This is a genomic window from Sphingomonas sp. AC411 (genome assembly GCF_979253035.1).
Genome location: NZ_CEEDAQ010000001.1, coordinates 1911824 through 1926202, shown reverse-complemented (window position 1 = coordinate 1926202; position 14379 = coordinate 1911824). Strand labels below are relative to the sequence as shown.

Here is a 14379-nt window from a genome sequence, read left to right as displayed (position 1 = left end):
ACTGCTCGCCATTGATGTTCCCGTATCGTTCTCGTACATCGGGCTCATGGCGAAACCCCAGAAGCGTTACGTGTGTCAGTCCTGCGGATCGGTGTCGCACCGTTGGGCGGGGCAATGCGCCGATTGCAACGAGTGGAACACGCTGGTCGAGGAGGCGAACACCGCCGCTACGCCGTTCCATTCGAAGCATAATCTCCAGACCGGGGGACGTGCGATCCAGCTGGTCGGGCTCGATGCGGAGATCAAGCTGCCCGACCGGATGGCGACCGGCATCGCCGAACTCGATCGTGCGCTAGGCGGCGGCTTCGTCGAGGGCTCGGCGACGCTGATCGGCGGAGATCCCGGATCGGCAAGTCGACGCTGCTGTTACAGGCTGCGGCGAAGATGGCGCTGGCGGGGCAGTCGGTCGCGTACGTCTCGGGCGAGGAAGCTGCGGACCAAGTTCGGCTGCGCGCGCGGCGGCTGGGCCTCGGCAACGCGCCGGTCCAGTTGGCCGCGGCGACCTCGACGCGCGACATCCTGACGACGTTGCAGACGAAGCCGCCGGCGATGCTGGTGATCGATTCGATCCAGACGATGCACTCCGACCTGATCGAGGGCGCGCCCGGGACGGTCAGCCAAGTGCGGGCGTCGGCGCAGGAGCTGATCCGCTTCGCCAAGGAGCGCGGCACGGCGGTGGTGCTGGTCGGGCACGTCACCAAGGACGGCTCGATCGCCGGACCGCGCGTGCTGGAGCACATGGTCGACACGGTGCTGTCGTTCGAGGGCGAGCGCAGCCACCAGTACCGCATCCTCCGCGCGATCAAGAACCGCTTCGGCGGGACCGATGAGATCGGCGTGTTCTCGATGCAGACCGAGGGGTTGGCGGAGGTCGGCAATCCGTCATCGCTGTTTCTGACGCACCGCGACGATGCGATGACCGGTGCGACGGTGTTCCCGGCGCTGGAGGGCACGCGGCCGGTGCTGGTCGAGATCCAGGCGCTGACGGTGCGATTGGCGTCCGGCGCGACGCCACGGCGCGCAGTGGTCGGCTGGGACTCCGGGCGTCTCGCGATGATCCTGGCCGTGCTGGAGGCGCGGTGCGGGCTGAGCTTCTCCAATGCCGAAGTCTATCTCAACATCGCGGGCGGCTACCGCGTGCAGGACCCTGCGGCGGATCTCGCGGTGGCGGTGGCGTTGATCTCGGCGATGTCGGAGCGGCCGGTGCCGGTCGACGCGGTGGCGTTCGGCGAGGTCGCGCTGTCGGGCGAGATCCGTCCGGTAGCGCATGGCCCGCTACGGTTGAAGGAGGCGAGCAAGCTCGGCTTCGAACGCGCGCTGGTGCCGGCGTCGATGACGGGGGAGAAGAGCGGGATGAAACTCTCGGGGTTCAAGACGCTGGCGTCGTTCGTCGATCACATGATGGGGCGTGGGTAGGCGCTCAATACCTTGTTTCCCGCGAAGGCGGGACCTAGACTGGGCTTCCGCCTTCGCGGGAGAACAGGGTAACGGTGGTCATTGTGTTGGGCCTTGCGGACAGGTCCAATCGGGGCGGTTGCGTGCCCATCAGCGTACCACGTCATCACGGACTCGTTTGGCGCTGATATCCAAGGGATGAACCACCACCCCGGCGGAGGCCGGGGCCCAGGTGGGGGACGCTGCTGGCGACCGCCGCGCTTAATCACCGCGACCTTTCCAACTGGGCCCGGCCTCCGCCGGGGTGGTGCGGTACCGGGGTAGGGCAGTGCCGGGGTGGGGCGGTGAGGCCGTCGTCGATCACCAAGCGATCGAACCCCACACAACGGCATCCCCAGCCCGCAAACCCGCGACAACCCCGAACGCATGGCCTCTCACGCCAGCCATGCTATGGCGCCAGCATGTCGAACACCAAAGCAACACCGGTACCGTCGAGGTCGACGGCACCCGATACGACTGGCATCTCCAGCGCGAGCCGCAACACACGGATGCCGATGGCTGGAAGGGCATGACGATCTCGCTGTTGCAGGACGATGCCAAACGCGAAGCCCTGCTCGAGTTCCCCGCGCCGAAACGCCTGTTGAAGGGCTTGCCGCGCGGGCGGCTGCAGATCGACGACGCGACGATCGCTCGCGGGGTGCGAGCCGCGTTGGCTGCGGGGTGGGAGCCGATGTCGCGCGGCAAGCCGATGGTCTTCACGGTGGATTCCGAAGGAATTGAACCGTGGATCGGCGTGAAACCCCGACCCCGACGGACCCGCGCGCGCAGATGCAGCCCCAAGCCGATCTGGAAACCACGCTGCTGGGATCGATTCTGCCAGATCGGGAGTGCGGGGATTGCACCGCGTGCTGCACCGAGCTGACGGTAGATACGCCGGAGTTCGCCAAACCCGCGGGAACGCCGTGTATCCACCTCTGCGAACAAGGCTGCGGTATCCATGCCGTCCGCCCACGCATCTGCCGAACCTGGTTCTGCGCCTGGCGACGGGTTGCGAGCCTCCTCGACGAGGCCCGGCCCGACCGGTCCGGGCTGCTCGTCTCGCTCAATTTCGTCAATAAACCGAAGAACTGCCTGGAAGGCGTCTCGATCAACGTCCGCGTGCTCGCCGGCAGCGACGCGATCACGAATGGCATGGCGGCGACCGTACTCGACAGCGTGTGCGACCAACTGGTCCCGGTCTGGTTCAGTGACGGGTCGAAGAAAATGCTGATGCATCCCGACAACGACGTCGCCCGCTTCGTCCTTTCCGGAGAGGCTGCACCCCGCATCTGCAGGACGAAGTCGCCGCATGGCGCGAACGCTACGGCGTGTTCGGCCTGAACCGCTAGGACGCGTCGGTCGCAGCATGCACTCAGCGGTTCGGCCCCTGCGTCCCTATTCCAGAGCGCATGAACCTCACTGCCCTAGACATCGTCGTCCTGATCGCCGTCGCCGGGTCCGCGGTGCTGGGGCTGGTCCGCGGGTTCGTGACCGAAGTGCTATCGATGTTCGCCTGGGTGGCGATGGTCGCGATGCTGAAGCTGTTCCACATCCCGCTCGCCGCCGCGCTTTCGCCGGTGGTCGGTACCGTCGGCGGTGCTGCGGTGCTCGCGTTCGCGATCATCACCGGCGTCACCTATATCGGCGGGCGGCTGGTCGCCAACGCGATCGGCGCGCGGACGCGGACTTCGATCCTTGGTCCGGTTGACCGTGCGCTTGGCTTCGGGTTCGGCGCGCTGAAGGGCCTGATTCTCGCCAGCCTCGTCTTCCTGCTCGCGACGCTGGTCATCGACACGATGGGCGGTGGAGCCTCGCGCCGGCCCGGCTGGATGACGACGTCGCGCACCTATCCGCTGCTCAACGCGACCAGCGCGAGCATCGCCGATTTCGTCGACCGCCGTCGTCGCGGCAAACCCGTCTTCGGCGCAACCACCCCGCCTTCCAGATCCGACCCTTCCCGATCCGAAAACGCAAGCGAGCCGAAGTCATGAGCGCTCCCTCTACAATGCCGAGATCCTGCGCCTCGCCGCAACGATCCCGCATCACGAACGCCTTCCCGAGCCGATGGGGACCGCCGAGAAACGCTCGCCGATCTGCGGGAGCCGGGTGACGATCGACGTCGCGGTAGACGATGCCGGCCGCGTCAGCGAGGTCGGCCTGTTGGTCCGCGCCTGCGCGCTCGGCCAGGCATCGTCGTCATTGCTCGCGGCGAATATCCTCGGCCGCACCCCCGCCGAACTCGCCGCGACGCGCGATGCGTTGACCGCATGGCTTGCGCGCGAGGGCGATGCGCCCGATTGGCCGGGAATGGATATCTTCACCCCGCGCTCGACTACACCGCGCGCCACCCCTCGATCCGGCTCGCGTTCGAAGCTGCAGCCGAGGCTGCCGATACCGCTGCAAAGGCGAAAGTCTGATGGCGGAGGCGTCGCCGTCGCTGTTGCGGGACGGTGTCGTACTGCTCGGGTTCGGCCTCATGTTCGTGCTGCTGTTCCGGCGGCTCGGGCTGGGGGCGACGCTGGGCTATCTCGTCGCGGGCGCGGTCGTCGGGCCGCATGTGCTCGGGCTAGTCGGCGATGCGGAGTCGAAGCTAGGGTTCGCCGAACTCGGCATCACGCTGCTCCTGTTCATCGTCGGTCTCGAACTCAATCCGGCGCGGTTGTGGCGGATGAAGCACGAGATCTTCGGGCTCGGATTGCTGCAGGTCGCGATCTGCGGCTTGGCGATCACCGCTATCGTCTGGATCGGCGCGAAGTTCTCGCTGCCCGCCGCGCTCGCGCTCGGCCTCCCGCTCGCCTTGTCGTCGACCGCGCAGGTGCTGCCGATGCTGCGCTCGTCGGGCCGGATGCGGACTCCTTTGGTGAGCGTGCCTTCTCGATCCTGCTGTTCCAAGACCTCTCGATCGTCCCCTTGATCACGATCGTCGCGGCGATGAGCCGCAACCCGGCGGATGCCAACGCGCCGCCGGGGTGGCTGCTGGCGATTTATACGGTGCTCGCGGTCGGCGGGTTGATCATCGCAGGACGCTTCCTGTTGCGGCCGTTCTTCCGCCTGATCGGCAATCTCGGCGAGCGCGAGATGTTCGTGTTTGCGGGTCTCTTCACGGTGATCGCCAGCGCCGCGATCATGGAATGGCTCGGGCTGTCGACCGCACTCGGCGCGTTCATCGCCGGCGTAATGCTCGCGGACAGCCCGTATCGCCACGAGCTGGAAGCCGATGTCGAGCCGTTCCGCTCGATCCTGCTCGGGCTGTTCTTCCTCGCGGTGGGCATGGTGCTCGACCTCAACGCGATCGCCGAGCGGCCACTGTTCGTGATGGCGATGGCCGCGGCGCTGATCCTGACCAAGACCGGCGTGATCATGCTCATCGGTATGGCATTCAAGATGACATGGCGGCAGGCGTTCGCGCTGGGCCTGCTGCTCAGCCAGGGCGGCGAGTTCGGGTTCGTGCTGTTCGCGCAGGCGCAGGCGGGGCTGTTGATCGAACCGCAGGCGGCCAGCCTGTTCGGCGCGATCATCACGCTATCGATGGCGACCACGCCGTTCCTGATGGGCATCACCAAGCGTTTCCGCACCGAGCCGATCGCCAAGGACCAGGAGCGCGACGGGCCGAAGGTCGACGGCGCCAATGCGATCATCGTCGGGTACGGGCGGTTCGGTCAGACGGTCGGCCAGATGCTGCTCGCGCAGGACATCCCGGTGACGCTGATCGACACCGATATCGAGATGATCGACATCGCCGGCGAGTTCGGCGCGAAGGTCTATTACGGCGACGGTACGCGGCTCGATCTGTTGCGGCAGGCGGGTGCGGCGGAGGCGGAGATCATTTGCTTCTGCATGGACGGCGACCAGCTCGATCCCGACACGATCGAGGGCGTGCACGAGGCGTTCCCGAAAGCCGCGATCTACGTTCGCGCCTTCGATCGCCGCGCGTTGGTCAAGCTGAAGAACACGTCGGCGACCGCAGTCGTGCGCGAGGTGCTCGAATCGGCGGTGAAGATGGCACGGCTCGCGTTGCGGGGCTCGACGTGTCGCCGACCGATATCGACCGCGCGGAGGAGCAATACCGGTCGCGCGACAAGGAGCGGTTGCAGTTGCAGATCGACTCGGGCGACATGCGCGCGGCGCGCGCCGAGACTGCCAAGCGGTTTCCCTGGGGGAATGATTCGCAATGATTATCGCCATTCTTGCGGCCTTGTCGGGCGCGATAGCGGTCGCGGCGGGGGCGTTCGGCGCACACGGCGCGAGTGGCTCGGCGGCGGAATGGCTGAGGACCGGCGCGCAGTATCAGCTGGTCCACGTGGTCGCGGCGCTGGTGGCGGTCCGGATGGAGACGCGGGGGCCGGCGTGGCTGTTCGTCATTGGCGCGGCGATCTTCGCGCTGACGCTGTATGCGATGGCGCTGGGGGCGCCGCGCTGGTTCGGCGCGATCACGCCGATCGGCGGGGCGCTGCTGATCGGTGGGTGGCTGTGGCTGGCTTGGAGTGCCCGGGGATAGCTGCGAAAGCTTGTTTCCCCGCGAAGGCGGGGACCCAGTCCGGGCACCCGCCTTCGCGGGTGAACAATCTACTTTACTAGTTCAACGTCAGCGCTTCTTCCGGCAAGCGTCGGAGCAGTAGATCACGCTGTCCCAGTCCCGCGCCCATTTCTTGCGCCACGTGAACGGCCGCTCGCATGCCGGACAGACCTTGGTCGGCAGGTTCTGCTTGGCGACGCCGTTCGGCATCAGCGGGGCTGCGCGTCGAGGAACGCCTCGACCTCGGCGAGGTCGACGGTCTTGTCGAGATACGTCTGGCCGATGCCGCGCGCGAGCAGGAACGGCAGCGTCCCCGCGGCCATCTTCTTGTCGTGGCGCATGTGATCGACGAGCCGTGCGCCGCTGGCGTCGATCTTCGCGGCTGCTAGCCCATCGGGCAGTCCGACAGCGCGCCAATGCGCCGCTACACGCTCCGCATCCTGACCCGAACAGATCCCCTGAGCGGCGGAAAACCCGAACGCGAGCGAACACCCCGCCGCGACACCTTCGCCGTGGATCAGCGCCTGCGAGAACCCGGTCTCCGCCTCCAGCGCATGGCCGAACGTGTGACCCAGATTGAGCAGAGCACGCGTCCCGTTCGTTTCATGCTCGTCCGCCGCGACGATCCGCGCCTTGGCCGAGACACTGTGCGCGATCGCGTATTCGCGCAGCGCCAGGTCGCCCGCGAGCAACGCGACACCATTCGTCTCGCACCATTCGAAGAACGCGAAGTCGTCGATCAGCCCGTATTTCACGACCTCGGCATAGCCTGCGCGCACCTCGCGGATCGGCAGCGTGTCGAGCACCTGCGGGTCGATCAGGACCATAACCGGCTGGTGGAATGCGCCGATCAGATTCTTGCCGGCGCGCGTGTTGATCGCGGTCTTGCCGCCGACCGAACTGTCGACCTGCGCGAGCAGGCTCGTCGGAATCTGGACGAAGTTGCAGCCGCGCTTCAGGATCGAACACGCGAACCCGACGAGGTCGCCGATCACGCCGCCGCCCAGTGCAACGACATGATCGCCGCGCTCGACACCGAGCCCGAGCAGCCGGTCGCACAGCATTTCCAGCGTCGCCCAGCTCTTGCTGCCTTCGCCGGGGGCGAGGACGATCGCCTCGGATGCGATCCCCGCCTCGGTCAGCGAGGTTTGCAACGTCGCGAGATGACCCGACAAATTCTCGTCGGTGACGATCGCCACGCGCCGGCCCTTCGCGAGCGGCGCGAGAAACGCACCTGCGCGCGCGAGAATCCCTGCTTCGATATGGATCGGATAGGTCCGAGCGCCCAACTCAACAATAACGGTCTTCATCGGCCAAGCGCCCTCAGGATAGCGGCGACGGTCGCTTCGTGCGGCGTCTTGTTGCTGACAATATGGATGTGCGCCTGCGCGTAGATCGGGTTGCGGACGCGCGCCAGTTCGGCGAGCACTTTCCCCGCGTCGCGGTTGCGCAGCAGCGGGCGGCTGTCGCGGCGGCCGACACGCTCGACCAGAATGTCCGGATGCGCGCTGAGCCACACCGAGATCGCGTCGCGCAGGATCAGCGTGCGCGTGTCGTCGTTGATGAACGCGCCGCCGCCGGTCGCGATGACCTTCGGCGTGCCGTCGATCAGCCGTGCGATCACGCGACGTTCGCCGTCACGAAAATACTCCTCGCCGTATTTGGCGAAGATCTCGGCGACGGTCATGCCCGATGCCGCCTCGATCTCGTGATCGGCATCGACGAACGGCAGGTTCATGCGCAGCGCTAGGCGGCGGCCGACGGTGGTCTTGCCGACGCCCATCAGCCCGACGAGCACGATCGGGCGATCGATCGGGGCAGGGCGGCGACGGCCGGCAGGCCCGCCTGAAGGGTTGTGGCTTTGCAACATCGTAGCCCGCGCTATACAGCGGCACCGCGCGAGGGCAAAGCTCTTGGCGCTCGATCTTTTGCCCGTTCACTACCCCGTCCACTACAAGGTTGCGTCGTATGTCCCGTTTCATCGTTTCGGTCGTCGTCGTTCTTGTGGTCGTAGTCGGCGGCCTGTTCCTGCTGGCGGGCCGCGCGACCGAGCGTCCGCAGAGCCGCGTCGAGAAGGCCGTGACGCTTGCGAACCTCTCTTAAGGCCACGCTGGCGGCGGCTGTCGCCGTCGGGGCTCTTTCTGCGCTGGCACCCGCGATCGGCCAGGATCGCCCCGAATCGATCCTGCCACCGGGCTTCGGCGAACCGACGCCTGCGCCTGCACCACGCCCGGCCCCCGGCCGGCACGCAACCTGCGCGGCCGGCAACGCCCGCGCCGTCGCCAATGCAGTCACCGACGCCGACGCCGACGCCGGGGCAACCGCTGCCGCCCAGCGCGATGATCCAGCCGCTGCCGTCGACCGCGGCGGACGGCGCGGCGACGCTGCCCGCCGCCACGCCGACGCCTGTCGATCCGGCGGTGCTCGCGCGCTACGAGATGCCGGAATCCGCGCGGCGGTCGCTCGAGACGGTCGGTCCGGTCACCGCGAGCGAGGGCGGGCTCGACACGAATGCGTTCGGCGAGGCCGATGGCCAGTATGTCGAGACACTGATGCGCCGGCTGACCGCGCCGCTGCCGTCGCGCTGGATGTCGATCCTGCTGCGGCGGGCGCTGGTGTCGCGCGTCGATACGCCGAGCCGCACCAACGGCGCGGACTTCGCGGCCGAGCGCGCTTGGTTGCTGCTGCGAATGGGCGAATCGGTCGCTGCGCGGGCGGTCACGCAGAGCGTCGACACCGATAACTACACGCCGAAACTGTACCAGGTCGCGATGAACGCCTCGCTGGCGACGGGCGATCCGGCCGGCTTCTGCCCGCTCGTGCCCGGCGCGATGCGCTATGCGCCGGCGCGCGGCTGGACGATGGCACAGGCGATCTGCGCCGGGCTGTCGGGCAACCCTGCGCAGGCGACCCCGCTGATCGCGACCGCCAAGCGTCGCAACGTCGCCAGCGGCATCGACATGCTGCTCGCGCAGAAGGTCGTCGGCGCCGGCGCGCAGGGTCGCCAGGCGGTGACGATCGAATGGGACGGCGTCGACCAGCTTACCGCATGGCGGTTCGGCCTAGCGATGGCGACCGGCGTCGCGGTGCCGGACGAGTTGTATGCGAGTGCCGGGCCTCAGGTTCGCTATTGGCAGGCGCTGTCGCCGTCGGTTCCACTCGGGGCCCGGCTGGCACCGGCGGAGTCCGCGGCAGGGCAGGGAGTGCTCTCCAGCGCCGCGCTGGTCGATCTCTACGCCGCCGCCTCGACCGACGACGATACGCAAAGCTCGGCGACCGCGACCGCCAACGATCTCCAGACCGCCTATGCCGATCGCAGTCCCGATGCGCGGCTGAATGCGTTGCGCCAATTGTGGGGCGGGGCGGCCACGCGGCCGTCCTACGCAAGGCTCGTGCTGACCGCGCGGGCTGCGGCGCGGATGAACCCGGCGCTGGCGAAGGCCGAGGCGGACCATCTGGTCGCGTCGATGCTGTCCGCCGGGCTCGATCGCACCGCCGCGCGGTGGCTCGGGACGGTGCCGGCAGGTGGCGACGCCTGGGCGATGATCATGCTCAGCGATCCCGACGCGTATCGCCGGCTCAGCTATTCCGATCTTGCCTCCTATTCGGGCGGCGAAGGCGATTCGGCGTTGAAGCAGCGCATGTTGTTCGCGGGGCTCGCGGGCCTGGGCCGGCTCGCCTCCGGCGATATCGAGCGCGCTGCGCAGTCGCTCGGTGTCCGCATCGGGGCGGACAATGCCTGGACCCGCGCGCTCGACCGCGCCGCGCGCGCCGGTCAGCCGGGGACGGTCGTCGTGCTCGCCGCGATCGGCATGCAGGCGTCCGGCTGGAAGGATATCCCGCCCGAGGCGCTGTACCGGATCGTCGGCGCGCTGCGTGCCGTGGGGCTCGACGGCGAAGCGCGGATGATCGCCGCCGAGGCGATTGCCAGGGCGTGACCCACGCCGGGTGCCCGACCGTGATCACGCCGGCTGCCAGAACGTGACCCACGCCGTCGACCGTGCGCTGATCGATCGGTTCCTGGAGATGATGACCGCGGAGGCGGGGGCGGCGGCCAACACCGTCGCCGCCTATCGCAGCGACCTGACGCTCGCCTCGCAGGCGCTCGACGGCGGGTTGGTCGATGCCGATGTGGATACGCTGGCGAAACTGGCGGGCGGCTGGTCGGCGCTGTCCCGCTCGACCGTCGGGCGAAAGTCGGCGTCGCTGCGCCGCTTCTTCGCGTTCCTCGCCGACGAAGGCCACCGCGCCGACGATCCCGGCAAGGCGCTGCCCCGTCCCGGTACCGCACGCACCTTGCCCAAGGTGTTGAGCCACGCCGATATCGACCGGCTGTTCGCGGCGATCGCTGAACGCGCGGCGCGCGATCCGCTCGATCCCAACGACTTGCGGCTCTCGGCGTTGTTCGAACTGCTCTACGGCTCCGGCCTGCGCGCGACCGAACTCGTCAGCCTGCCGCGCAATGCGGTCCATCCCGATCGCCCGTTCCTGATCCTGCGCGGCAAGGGCGGGCGTGAGCGGCTCGTTCCCATCTCCGACCGCGCGCGAGCGGCAGTTGCGGTATGGCGGACCCATGTCGCGGCGGACCGTCTATGGCTGTTCCCCTCGGGCAAGGGCCACCTCTCGCGCATCCGCCTGTACCAGCTGGTCAAGGCGCTCGCCGCCGAGGCCGGCATCCCGCCCGACCGTGTCAGCCCGCACGTCCTGCGCCACGCCTTCGCGACGCATTTACTCGCCGGCGGCGCCGATCTGCGCGCGCTGCAATCGATGCTCGGCCACGCCGATATCGCCACCACCGAGATCTACACGCACGTCGATTCGAGCCGCCTCGTTGAACTCGTCAACACGCGTCACCCGCTGGCAGACCTGCCACCTCGTTGACGCGGACGCGCCCGCGCCGTAACCGCCGCACATGCCAAGCTTCCTCGACTTCGAGAAACCGATCGCCGAACTCCAGGGCCGGATCGACGAACTCCGCGACACCGCCGCCGAAGGCAGCGTCGACCTCGCCGCCGACATCGCCCGTCTGCAGGCGAAGTCCGACAAGCTGCTGAAGGACACCTTCGCGCGGCTGACCCCGTGGCAGAAGACGCAGGTCGCGCGCCATCCCGAGCGTCCGCACTTCAAGGATTACGTCGCCGCGCTGTTCGACGAGTTCGTGCCGCTCGCCGGCGACCGCGCGTTCGGCGACGACCAGGCGATCCTCGGCGGCTTCGCGACGTTCCGCGGGCGGAAAATCATGGTGCTCGGCCATGAGAAGGGCGACGACACCGCCAGCCGCCTCCGTCACAATTTCGGCATGGGCAAGCCCGAGGGGTATCGCAAGGCAATCCGCCTGGTCGAACTCGCCAACCGATTCGGCCTGCCGATCGTAACGTTGGTGGACACCTCCGGCGCGTTCCCCGGCATCCAGGCCGAAGAGCGCGGCCAGGCCGAGGCGATCGCCCGATCGACCGAGGCCTGCCTCAACGCCGGCGTGCCGATCGTCGCGGCAATCGTCGGCGAGGGCGGTTCGGGCGGCGCGGTCGCGCTCGCGGCGGGCAACCGCGTGCTGATGTTCGAACATGCGGTCTATTCGGTGATCAGCCCCGAGGGTTGCGCCTCGATCCTGTGGCGCACCGCCGACAAGGCACCCGAAGCTGCCGAAGCGATGCGGATCACTGCGCAGGACCTGAAGGCGTTCGGCGTCATCGACGATATCGTCGCCGAACCGCTGGGCGGCGCGCACCGCGACCGGGTCGCGGCGATCGATGCCCTGGGCGACGCGTTGTCGTCGGCGCTCGACGATCTGGTGATGCTTGCGCCTGCCGACCTGCGCAAGGATCGCCAAGCGAAATTCCTGAAGATGGGACGCCTTCAGGTCTGATAGACGGTCGGCGGAGGGCTGAAATACCCTCCGCCGGCCACCTAGATGGCGTTACTTGCCAGTCGTGCTGCTCGTCGTCGACGCATTAAGCTTCGTGCCGACGTTGTTGAACGTGCCGCTGAGGCTGTTGCCCAGGCCCTGCATCGCAGCGATGGCGGCAACGGCGATCAGCGCGGCGATCAGGCCGTACTCGATTGCGGTCGCGCCCTTGCTGTTCTTGAAAAACTTGCAGAATCGTCTTCATTCCGGTCTCCATCGTTGGATTGCTTCAGTGTCACCCGGCTGGACCGGACGGGCCGGATCAGCAGTTCGAGAACTACAAGCGGTGAGTTGAGAAAGGTTTAAGGTGACCCGGTTTCTTTCCGGGTCAGCGGGCGGCACGGACCTTGGTGTCGACGGTGTTCCACATACCCGTGGTCGAGTCGGCCAATGCGGTCAGGCCGACGATCATCGCGATCACCATAACGGCGAGGATCAGGCCATATTCGATCGCCGTCGCACCGCGCTGCTGGCGCAACGCACGCGCGATCGTTCGGATGATCGGGGACGTTGCGAAATCTCTCGGCCTCATCGGGCTGGTCTAGTCGTGAGGAGCTTAAGGAATGACCAACATACAATCCGGTACGGCGGGATCGTTGCTGCTACCCGTCGTCGCCGCCGCACTGGTCGATCTGGACGGGCGCGTCCTGCTGCAGCAGCGTCCGGAAGGAAAATCGCTCGCCGGTCTGTGGGAGTTTCCGGGCGGCAAGGTCGAAGCGGGCGAGACGCCGGAAGCCGCACTGATCCGCGAACTGGAGGAGGAACTGGGCATTGCCGTGCCGCATGCCTGCTTGGCCCCCGCGGCGTTTGCGAGTGCGGGGTTGGGGGAGCGTCACCTGTTATTATTACTGTATATCACACGCAAATGGAGTGGCGTGCCGCGCGCGCTCGAGGCGTCCGCGCTGCGCTGGGTCCGGCCGGCGGACATGCACGGCCTCGCCATGCCGCCCGCGGATCGTCCGTTGATCGGCCTGCTCGATGCGCTGATCTGACCGCAAAATCACCGACGATATGCACCCAATTCAAGGGTTTATCGATTTAAGCGAGGGTATGTCGGTCCGTCGCTCCACCAATGGCTCGTCACCATGGCGGATCGGCATACTCCGTGTTCAAATATCCGCTTGATCCGGGCGACGCGCCGGAGCATGATCGCGTCGTCGGCAAGCGTCCCCAAGACCGCAGCCGGCCATCCGGACTGCGGCTCGCACGCGTTATTCCTTTTCTCGCGCGAGCCGTTTCCCGCAAGATCGGCCCGACACGCATCGGTGCCAAGCGATCCGGCGCCAGACCGTTCCGCCGTTTCCAGCGCGTTGGCGAGGATCGCAGCGACCAGCGTGTCGTCCTGCGCATCGGCAAGATGCAATGCCCACGCGATTGCCGAGCGAAGCGACAGTGCGTCGTCACGGGAAACGTTCATAATCGTCATTCTCCACGTCCGGCGATCACGGTCCGTCCGAACGGATTTGCAGCAGGCGGTCCCGCATATCGAAAGGCGGCGCCCCAACATCGCTGTTGGAGCGCCGCCCTAGACACGCTGACCGTTGAGAGTGGCGCGATGCCGGTTCTACCCGGCATCGCGCCGATCGGTATCAGATGCCGATATCAGCAGTTACACGCGACGACGTGCTGCTGCGGTTGCGCCGAAGCCTGCGGCGGCGGCACCGATCAGCAACGCGATGACGACCATGAAGGACGTCCCGGCAGCGGCACCGGCGGCTGCGTCGGTGGCCGACTTGGCGGTCTCGATCGTGTCGTTCTTGGTCTTCACGAACTGTGCCTTGGCGCGCGTCACCTGGGCCTGGGCCTCGGGGCGGCTGATCTTGCGCTGGGCGGCGACGATGTCGACGATCCGGCTTTCGGCCTGCGCACCGTCCTGGCCACCACGGGCAAGCGCCGGTAGCTGCTTGGCGATTTCCTTCTGCGCCTGCTCAGGCGTCATCTGCGCGGGATCCGACGGCGCGTCCGACAGATACTCGGCAGCTTCCTCGCGGACGTCGGTCACGTCGACATTCGCGACGTCTGCGACCTTGGGTGCTGCGGCGCCGATGCCCGTGCCCGCTGCGGACGCGACCGAGCCGACGGTGCGGAATGCACCACCGATGATGCCGCCGACCGCCGAGGTGAGCAGGTACAGGGTGAGGATCAGCGTGACGCCCCACACGACCAGGCCGTGGACCAGGCCGTCGAAACGATCCTGGACGCCGGCGACGCGTGCTGCGGCATAACCGCCTGCGCCGAGTGCGATGACCGTCGTGATCACCCAATAGATGCCTGCGCCGATGCCGAACCCGGCCGCCCCCGGCGTGGTGCCCTCGACCGGATCGACGAGGCTGAGACCGATGCCGGTCCCGAGGATGCCGAGCACGAGCTGGACCGCGATCGCGATCACGACGCCCGCGAAGATCGCACCCCAGGATATGCGCGTCGGGGTCTTCGCATAGCGAATGTCATCGACCGGCAGACCGCCGGGCGTCAGATGGGTAGCCATAAATACTCCTGTTATAAAAAACTGTCGAACGACGGC

Annotated in this window: 13 protein-coding genes and 5 pseudogenes; 12 read left to right on the top strand and 6 right to left on the bottom strand. The window is 67.4% G+C overall.

From position 1 onward, the window contains the following. Positions 1–46 precede the first annotated feature (46 nt). From radA to AC0IX7_RS09740, 7 genes and pseudogenes are all read left to right on the top strand, one after another. Positions 47–1416 (top strand): annotated as a pseudogene (radA, locus tag AC0IX7_RS09770) (DNA repair protein RadA). A 424-nt stretch (positions 1417–1840) separates the two neighbouring features. Next, positions 1841–2170: pseudogene (locus AC0IX7_RS09765) on the top strand (hypothetical protein); the annotation flags it as partial. A 53-nt stretch (positions 2171–2223) separates the two neighbouring features. Continuing rightward, a pseudogene (locus AC0IX7_RS09760) lies at positions 2224–2783 on the top strand (YkgJ family cysteine cluster protein). Between the two features lie 60 nt (positions 2784–2843). Further along, a complete protein-coding gene (locus AC0IX7_RS09755; protein ID WP_254686951.1) occupies positions 2844–3425 on the top strand; it encodes a CvpA family protein in 582 nt (193 codons plus the stop codon). 22 nt (positions 3426–3447) lie between these two features. Then, positions 3448–3851, top strand: a pseudogene (locus tag AC0IX7_RS09750) (iron-sulfur cluster assembly scaffold protein). Further along, positions 3851–5609 (top strand): annotated as a pseudogene (locus AC0IX7_RS09745) (cation:proton antiporter domain-containing protein). Before AC0IX7_RS09750 ends, AC0IX7_RS09745 begins: the two co-directional pseudogenes overlap by 1 nt. Continuing rightward, the gene (locus tag AC0IX7_RS09740; RefSeq protein ID WP_471811618.1) at positions 5606–5932 is read left to right on the top strand and encodes a DUF423 domain-containing protein; all 327 of its coding nucleotides are present in this window, start codon (positions 5606–5608) and stop codon (positions 5930–5932) included. Before AC0IX7_RS09745 ends, AC0IX7_RS09740 begins: the two are co-directional and overlap by 4 nt. An 87-nt stretch (positions 5933–6019) precedes the next feature. On the opposite strand, the gene AC0IX7_RS09735 is transcribed toward AC0IX7_RS09740, so the two are convergent. Genes AC0IX7_RS09735 through AC0IX7_RS09725 form a run of 3 tightly spaced genes read right to left on the bottom strand, consistent with a single transcriptional unit; the run spans position 6020 to position 7820 of the window. Then, the gene (locus tag AC0IX7_RS09735; RefSeq protein WP_082444318.1) at positions 6020–6160 is read right to left on the bottom strand and encodes a DUF2256 domain-containing protein; all 141 of its coding nucleotides are present in this window, start codon (positions 6158–6160) and stop codon (positions 6020–6022) included. Next, positions 6160–7260 (bottom strand): 3-dehydroquinate synthase, encoded by a 1101-nt coding sequence (gene aroB / locus AC0IX7_RS09730; RefSeq protein WP_471811616.1) that lies wholly within the window; start codon positions 7258–7260, stop codon positions 6160–6162. The genes AC0IX7_RS09735 and aroB overlap by 1 nt, the downstream gene beginning before the upstream one ends. Next, positions 7257–7820, bottom strand: a complete 564-nt coding sequence (locus AC0IX7_RS09725; RefSeq protein ID WP_471811614.1) for a shikimate kinase — start codon at positions 7818–7820, stop codon at positions 7257–7259. Before AC0IX7_RS09725 ends, aroB begins: the two co-directional genes overlap by 4 nt. Before the next feature lie 98 nt (positions 7821–7918). On the opposite strand from AC0IX7_RS09725, the gene AC0IX7_RS09720 reads away from it, so the two are divergent. From AC0IX7_RS09720 to AC0IX7_RS09705, 4 genes are all read left to right on the top strand, one after another. Beyond that, the gene (locus AC0IX7_RS09720) at positions 7919–8053 is read left to right on the top strand and encodes a hypothetical protein (RefSeq protein ID WP_267904487.1); all 135 of its coding nucleotides are present in this window, start codon (positions 7919–7921) and stop codon (positions 8051–8053) included. A gap of 182 nt (positions 8054–8235) precedes the next feature. Further along, positions 8236–9888, top strand: a complete 1653-nt coding sequence (locus AC0IX7_RS09715) for a hypothetical protein (protein WP_471811612.1) — start codon at positions 8236–8238, stop codon at positions 9886–9888. Between the two features lie 10 nt (positions 9889–9898). Then, complete coding sequence (locus AC0IX7_RS09710) at positions 9899–10831, top strand: tyrosine-type recombinase/integrase (protein WP_471811610.1); 933 nt, start codon at positions 9899–9901, stop codon at positions 10829–10831. A gap of 31 nt (positions 10832–10862) precedes the next feature. Further along, positions 10863–11816 carry an acetyl-CoA carboxylase carboxyltransferase subunit alpha gene (locus tag AC0IX7_RS09705; protein ID WP_471811608.1) on the top strand — a complete coding sequence of 318 codons (954 nt, stop codon included), beginning with the start codon at positions 10863–10865 and terminating at the stop codon, positions 11814–11816. 51 nt (positions 11817–11867) lie between these two features. Here AC0IX7_RS09705 and AC0IX7_RS09700 read toward each other — a convergent pair whose 3' ends face one another. After that, positions 11868–12011, bottom strand: coding sequence for a Flp family type IVb pilin (locus AC0IX7_RS09700; RefSeq protein WP_471813823.1), 144 nt, complete (start codon positions 12009–12011; stop codon positions 11868–11870). 172 nt (positions 12012–12183) lie between these two features. Continuing rightward, positions 12184–12387 carry a Flp family type IVb pilin gene (locus AC0IX7_RS09695; RefSeq protein ID WP_471811607.1) on the bottom strand — a complete coding sequence of 68 codons (204 nt, stop codon included), beginning with the start codon at positions 12385–12387 and terminating at the stop codon, positions 12184–12186. Positions 12388–12418: 31 nt separating this feature from the next. Between AC0IX7_RS09695 and AC0IX7_RS09690 the strand changes: the two genes are divergently transcribed. Beyond that, the gene (locus AC0IX7_RS09690) at positions 12419–12847 is read left to right on the top strand and encodes a (deoxy)nucleoside triphosphate pyrophosphohydrolase (protein ID WP_187503957.1); all 429 of its coding nucleotides are present in this window, start codon (positions 12419–12421) and stop codon (positions 12845–12847) included. Positions 12848–13464: 617 nt separating this feature from the next. Here the strand turns inward: AC0IX7_RS09690 and AC0IX7_RS09685 are convergent. Next, the gene (locus AC0IX7_RS09685; protein ID WP_471811605.1) at positions 13465–14343 is read right to left on the bottom strand and encodes a hypothetical protein; all 879 of its coding nucleotides are present in this window, start codon (positions 14341–14343) and stop codon (positions 13465–13467) included. Positions 14344–14379: the final 36 nt, after the last annotated feature.

Bases quoted from the DNA above. Each gene is read 5' to 3' on its own strand.
- AC0IX7_RS09755 (WP_254686951.1), top strand. From the start codon at position 2,844: ATGAACCTCACTGCCCTAGACATCGTCGTCCTGATCGCCGTCGCCGGG.
- AC0IX7_RS09715 (WP_471811612.1), top strand. From the start codon at position 8,236: ATGCAGTCACCGACGCCGACGCCGACGCCGGGGCAACCGCTGCCGCCC.
- AC0IX7_RS09690 (WP_187503957.1), top strand. From the start codon at position 12,419: ATGACCAACATACAATCCGGTACGGCGGGATCGTTGCTGCTACCCGTC.
- AC0IX7_RS09705 (WP_471811608.1), top strand. From the start codon at position 10,863: ATGCCAAGCTTCCTCGACTTCGAGAAACCGATCGCCGAACTCCAGGGC.
- AC0IX7_RS09695 (WP_471811607.1), bottom strand. From the start codon at position 12,387: ATGAGGCCGAGAGATTTCGCAACGTCCCCGATCATCCGAACGATCGCG.
- AC0IX7_RS09725 (WP_471811614.1), bottom strand. From the start codon at position 7,820: ATGTTGCAAAGCCACAACCCTTCAGGCGGGCCTGCCGGCCGTCGCCGC.
- AC0IX7_RS09720 (WP_267904487.1), top strand. From the start codon at position 7,919: ATGTCCCGTTTCATCGTTTCGGTCGTCGTCGTTCTTGTGGTCGTAGTC.
- aroB (WP_471811616.1), bottom strand. From the start codon at position 7,260: ATGAAGACCGTTATTGTTGAGTTGGGCGCTCGGACCTATCCGATCCAT.
- AC0IX7_RS09740 (WP_471811618.1), top strand. From the start codon at position 5,606: ATGATTATCGCCATTCTTGCGGCCTTGTCGGGCGCGATAGCGGTCGCG.
- AC0IX7_RS09735 (WP_082444318.1), bottom strand. From the start codon at position 6,160: ATGCCGAACGGCGTCGCCAAGCAGAACCTGCCGACCAAGGTCTGTCCG.
- AC0IX7_RS09685 (WP_471811605.1), bottom strand. From the start codon at position 14,343: ATGGCTACCCATCTGACGCCCGGCGGTCTGCCGGTCGATGACATTCGC.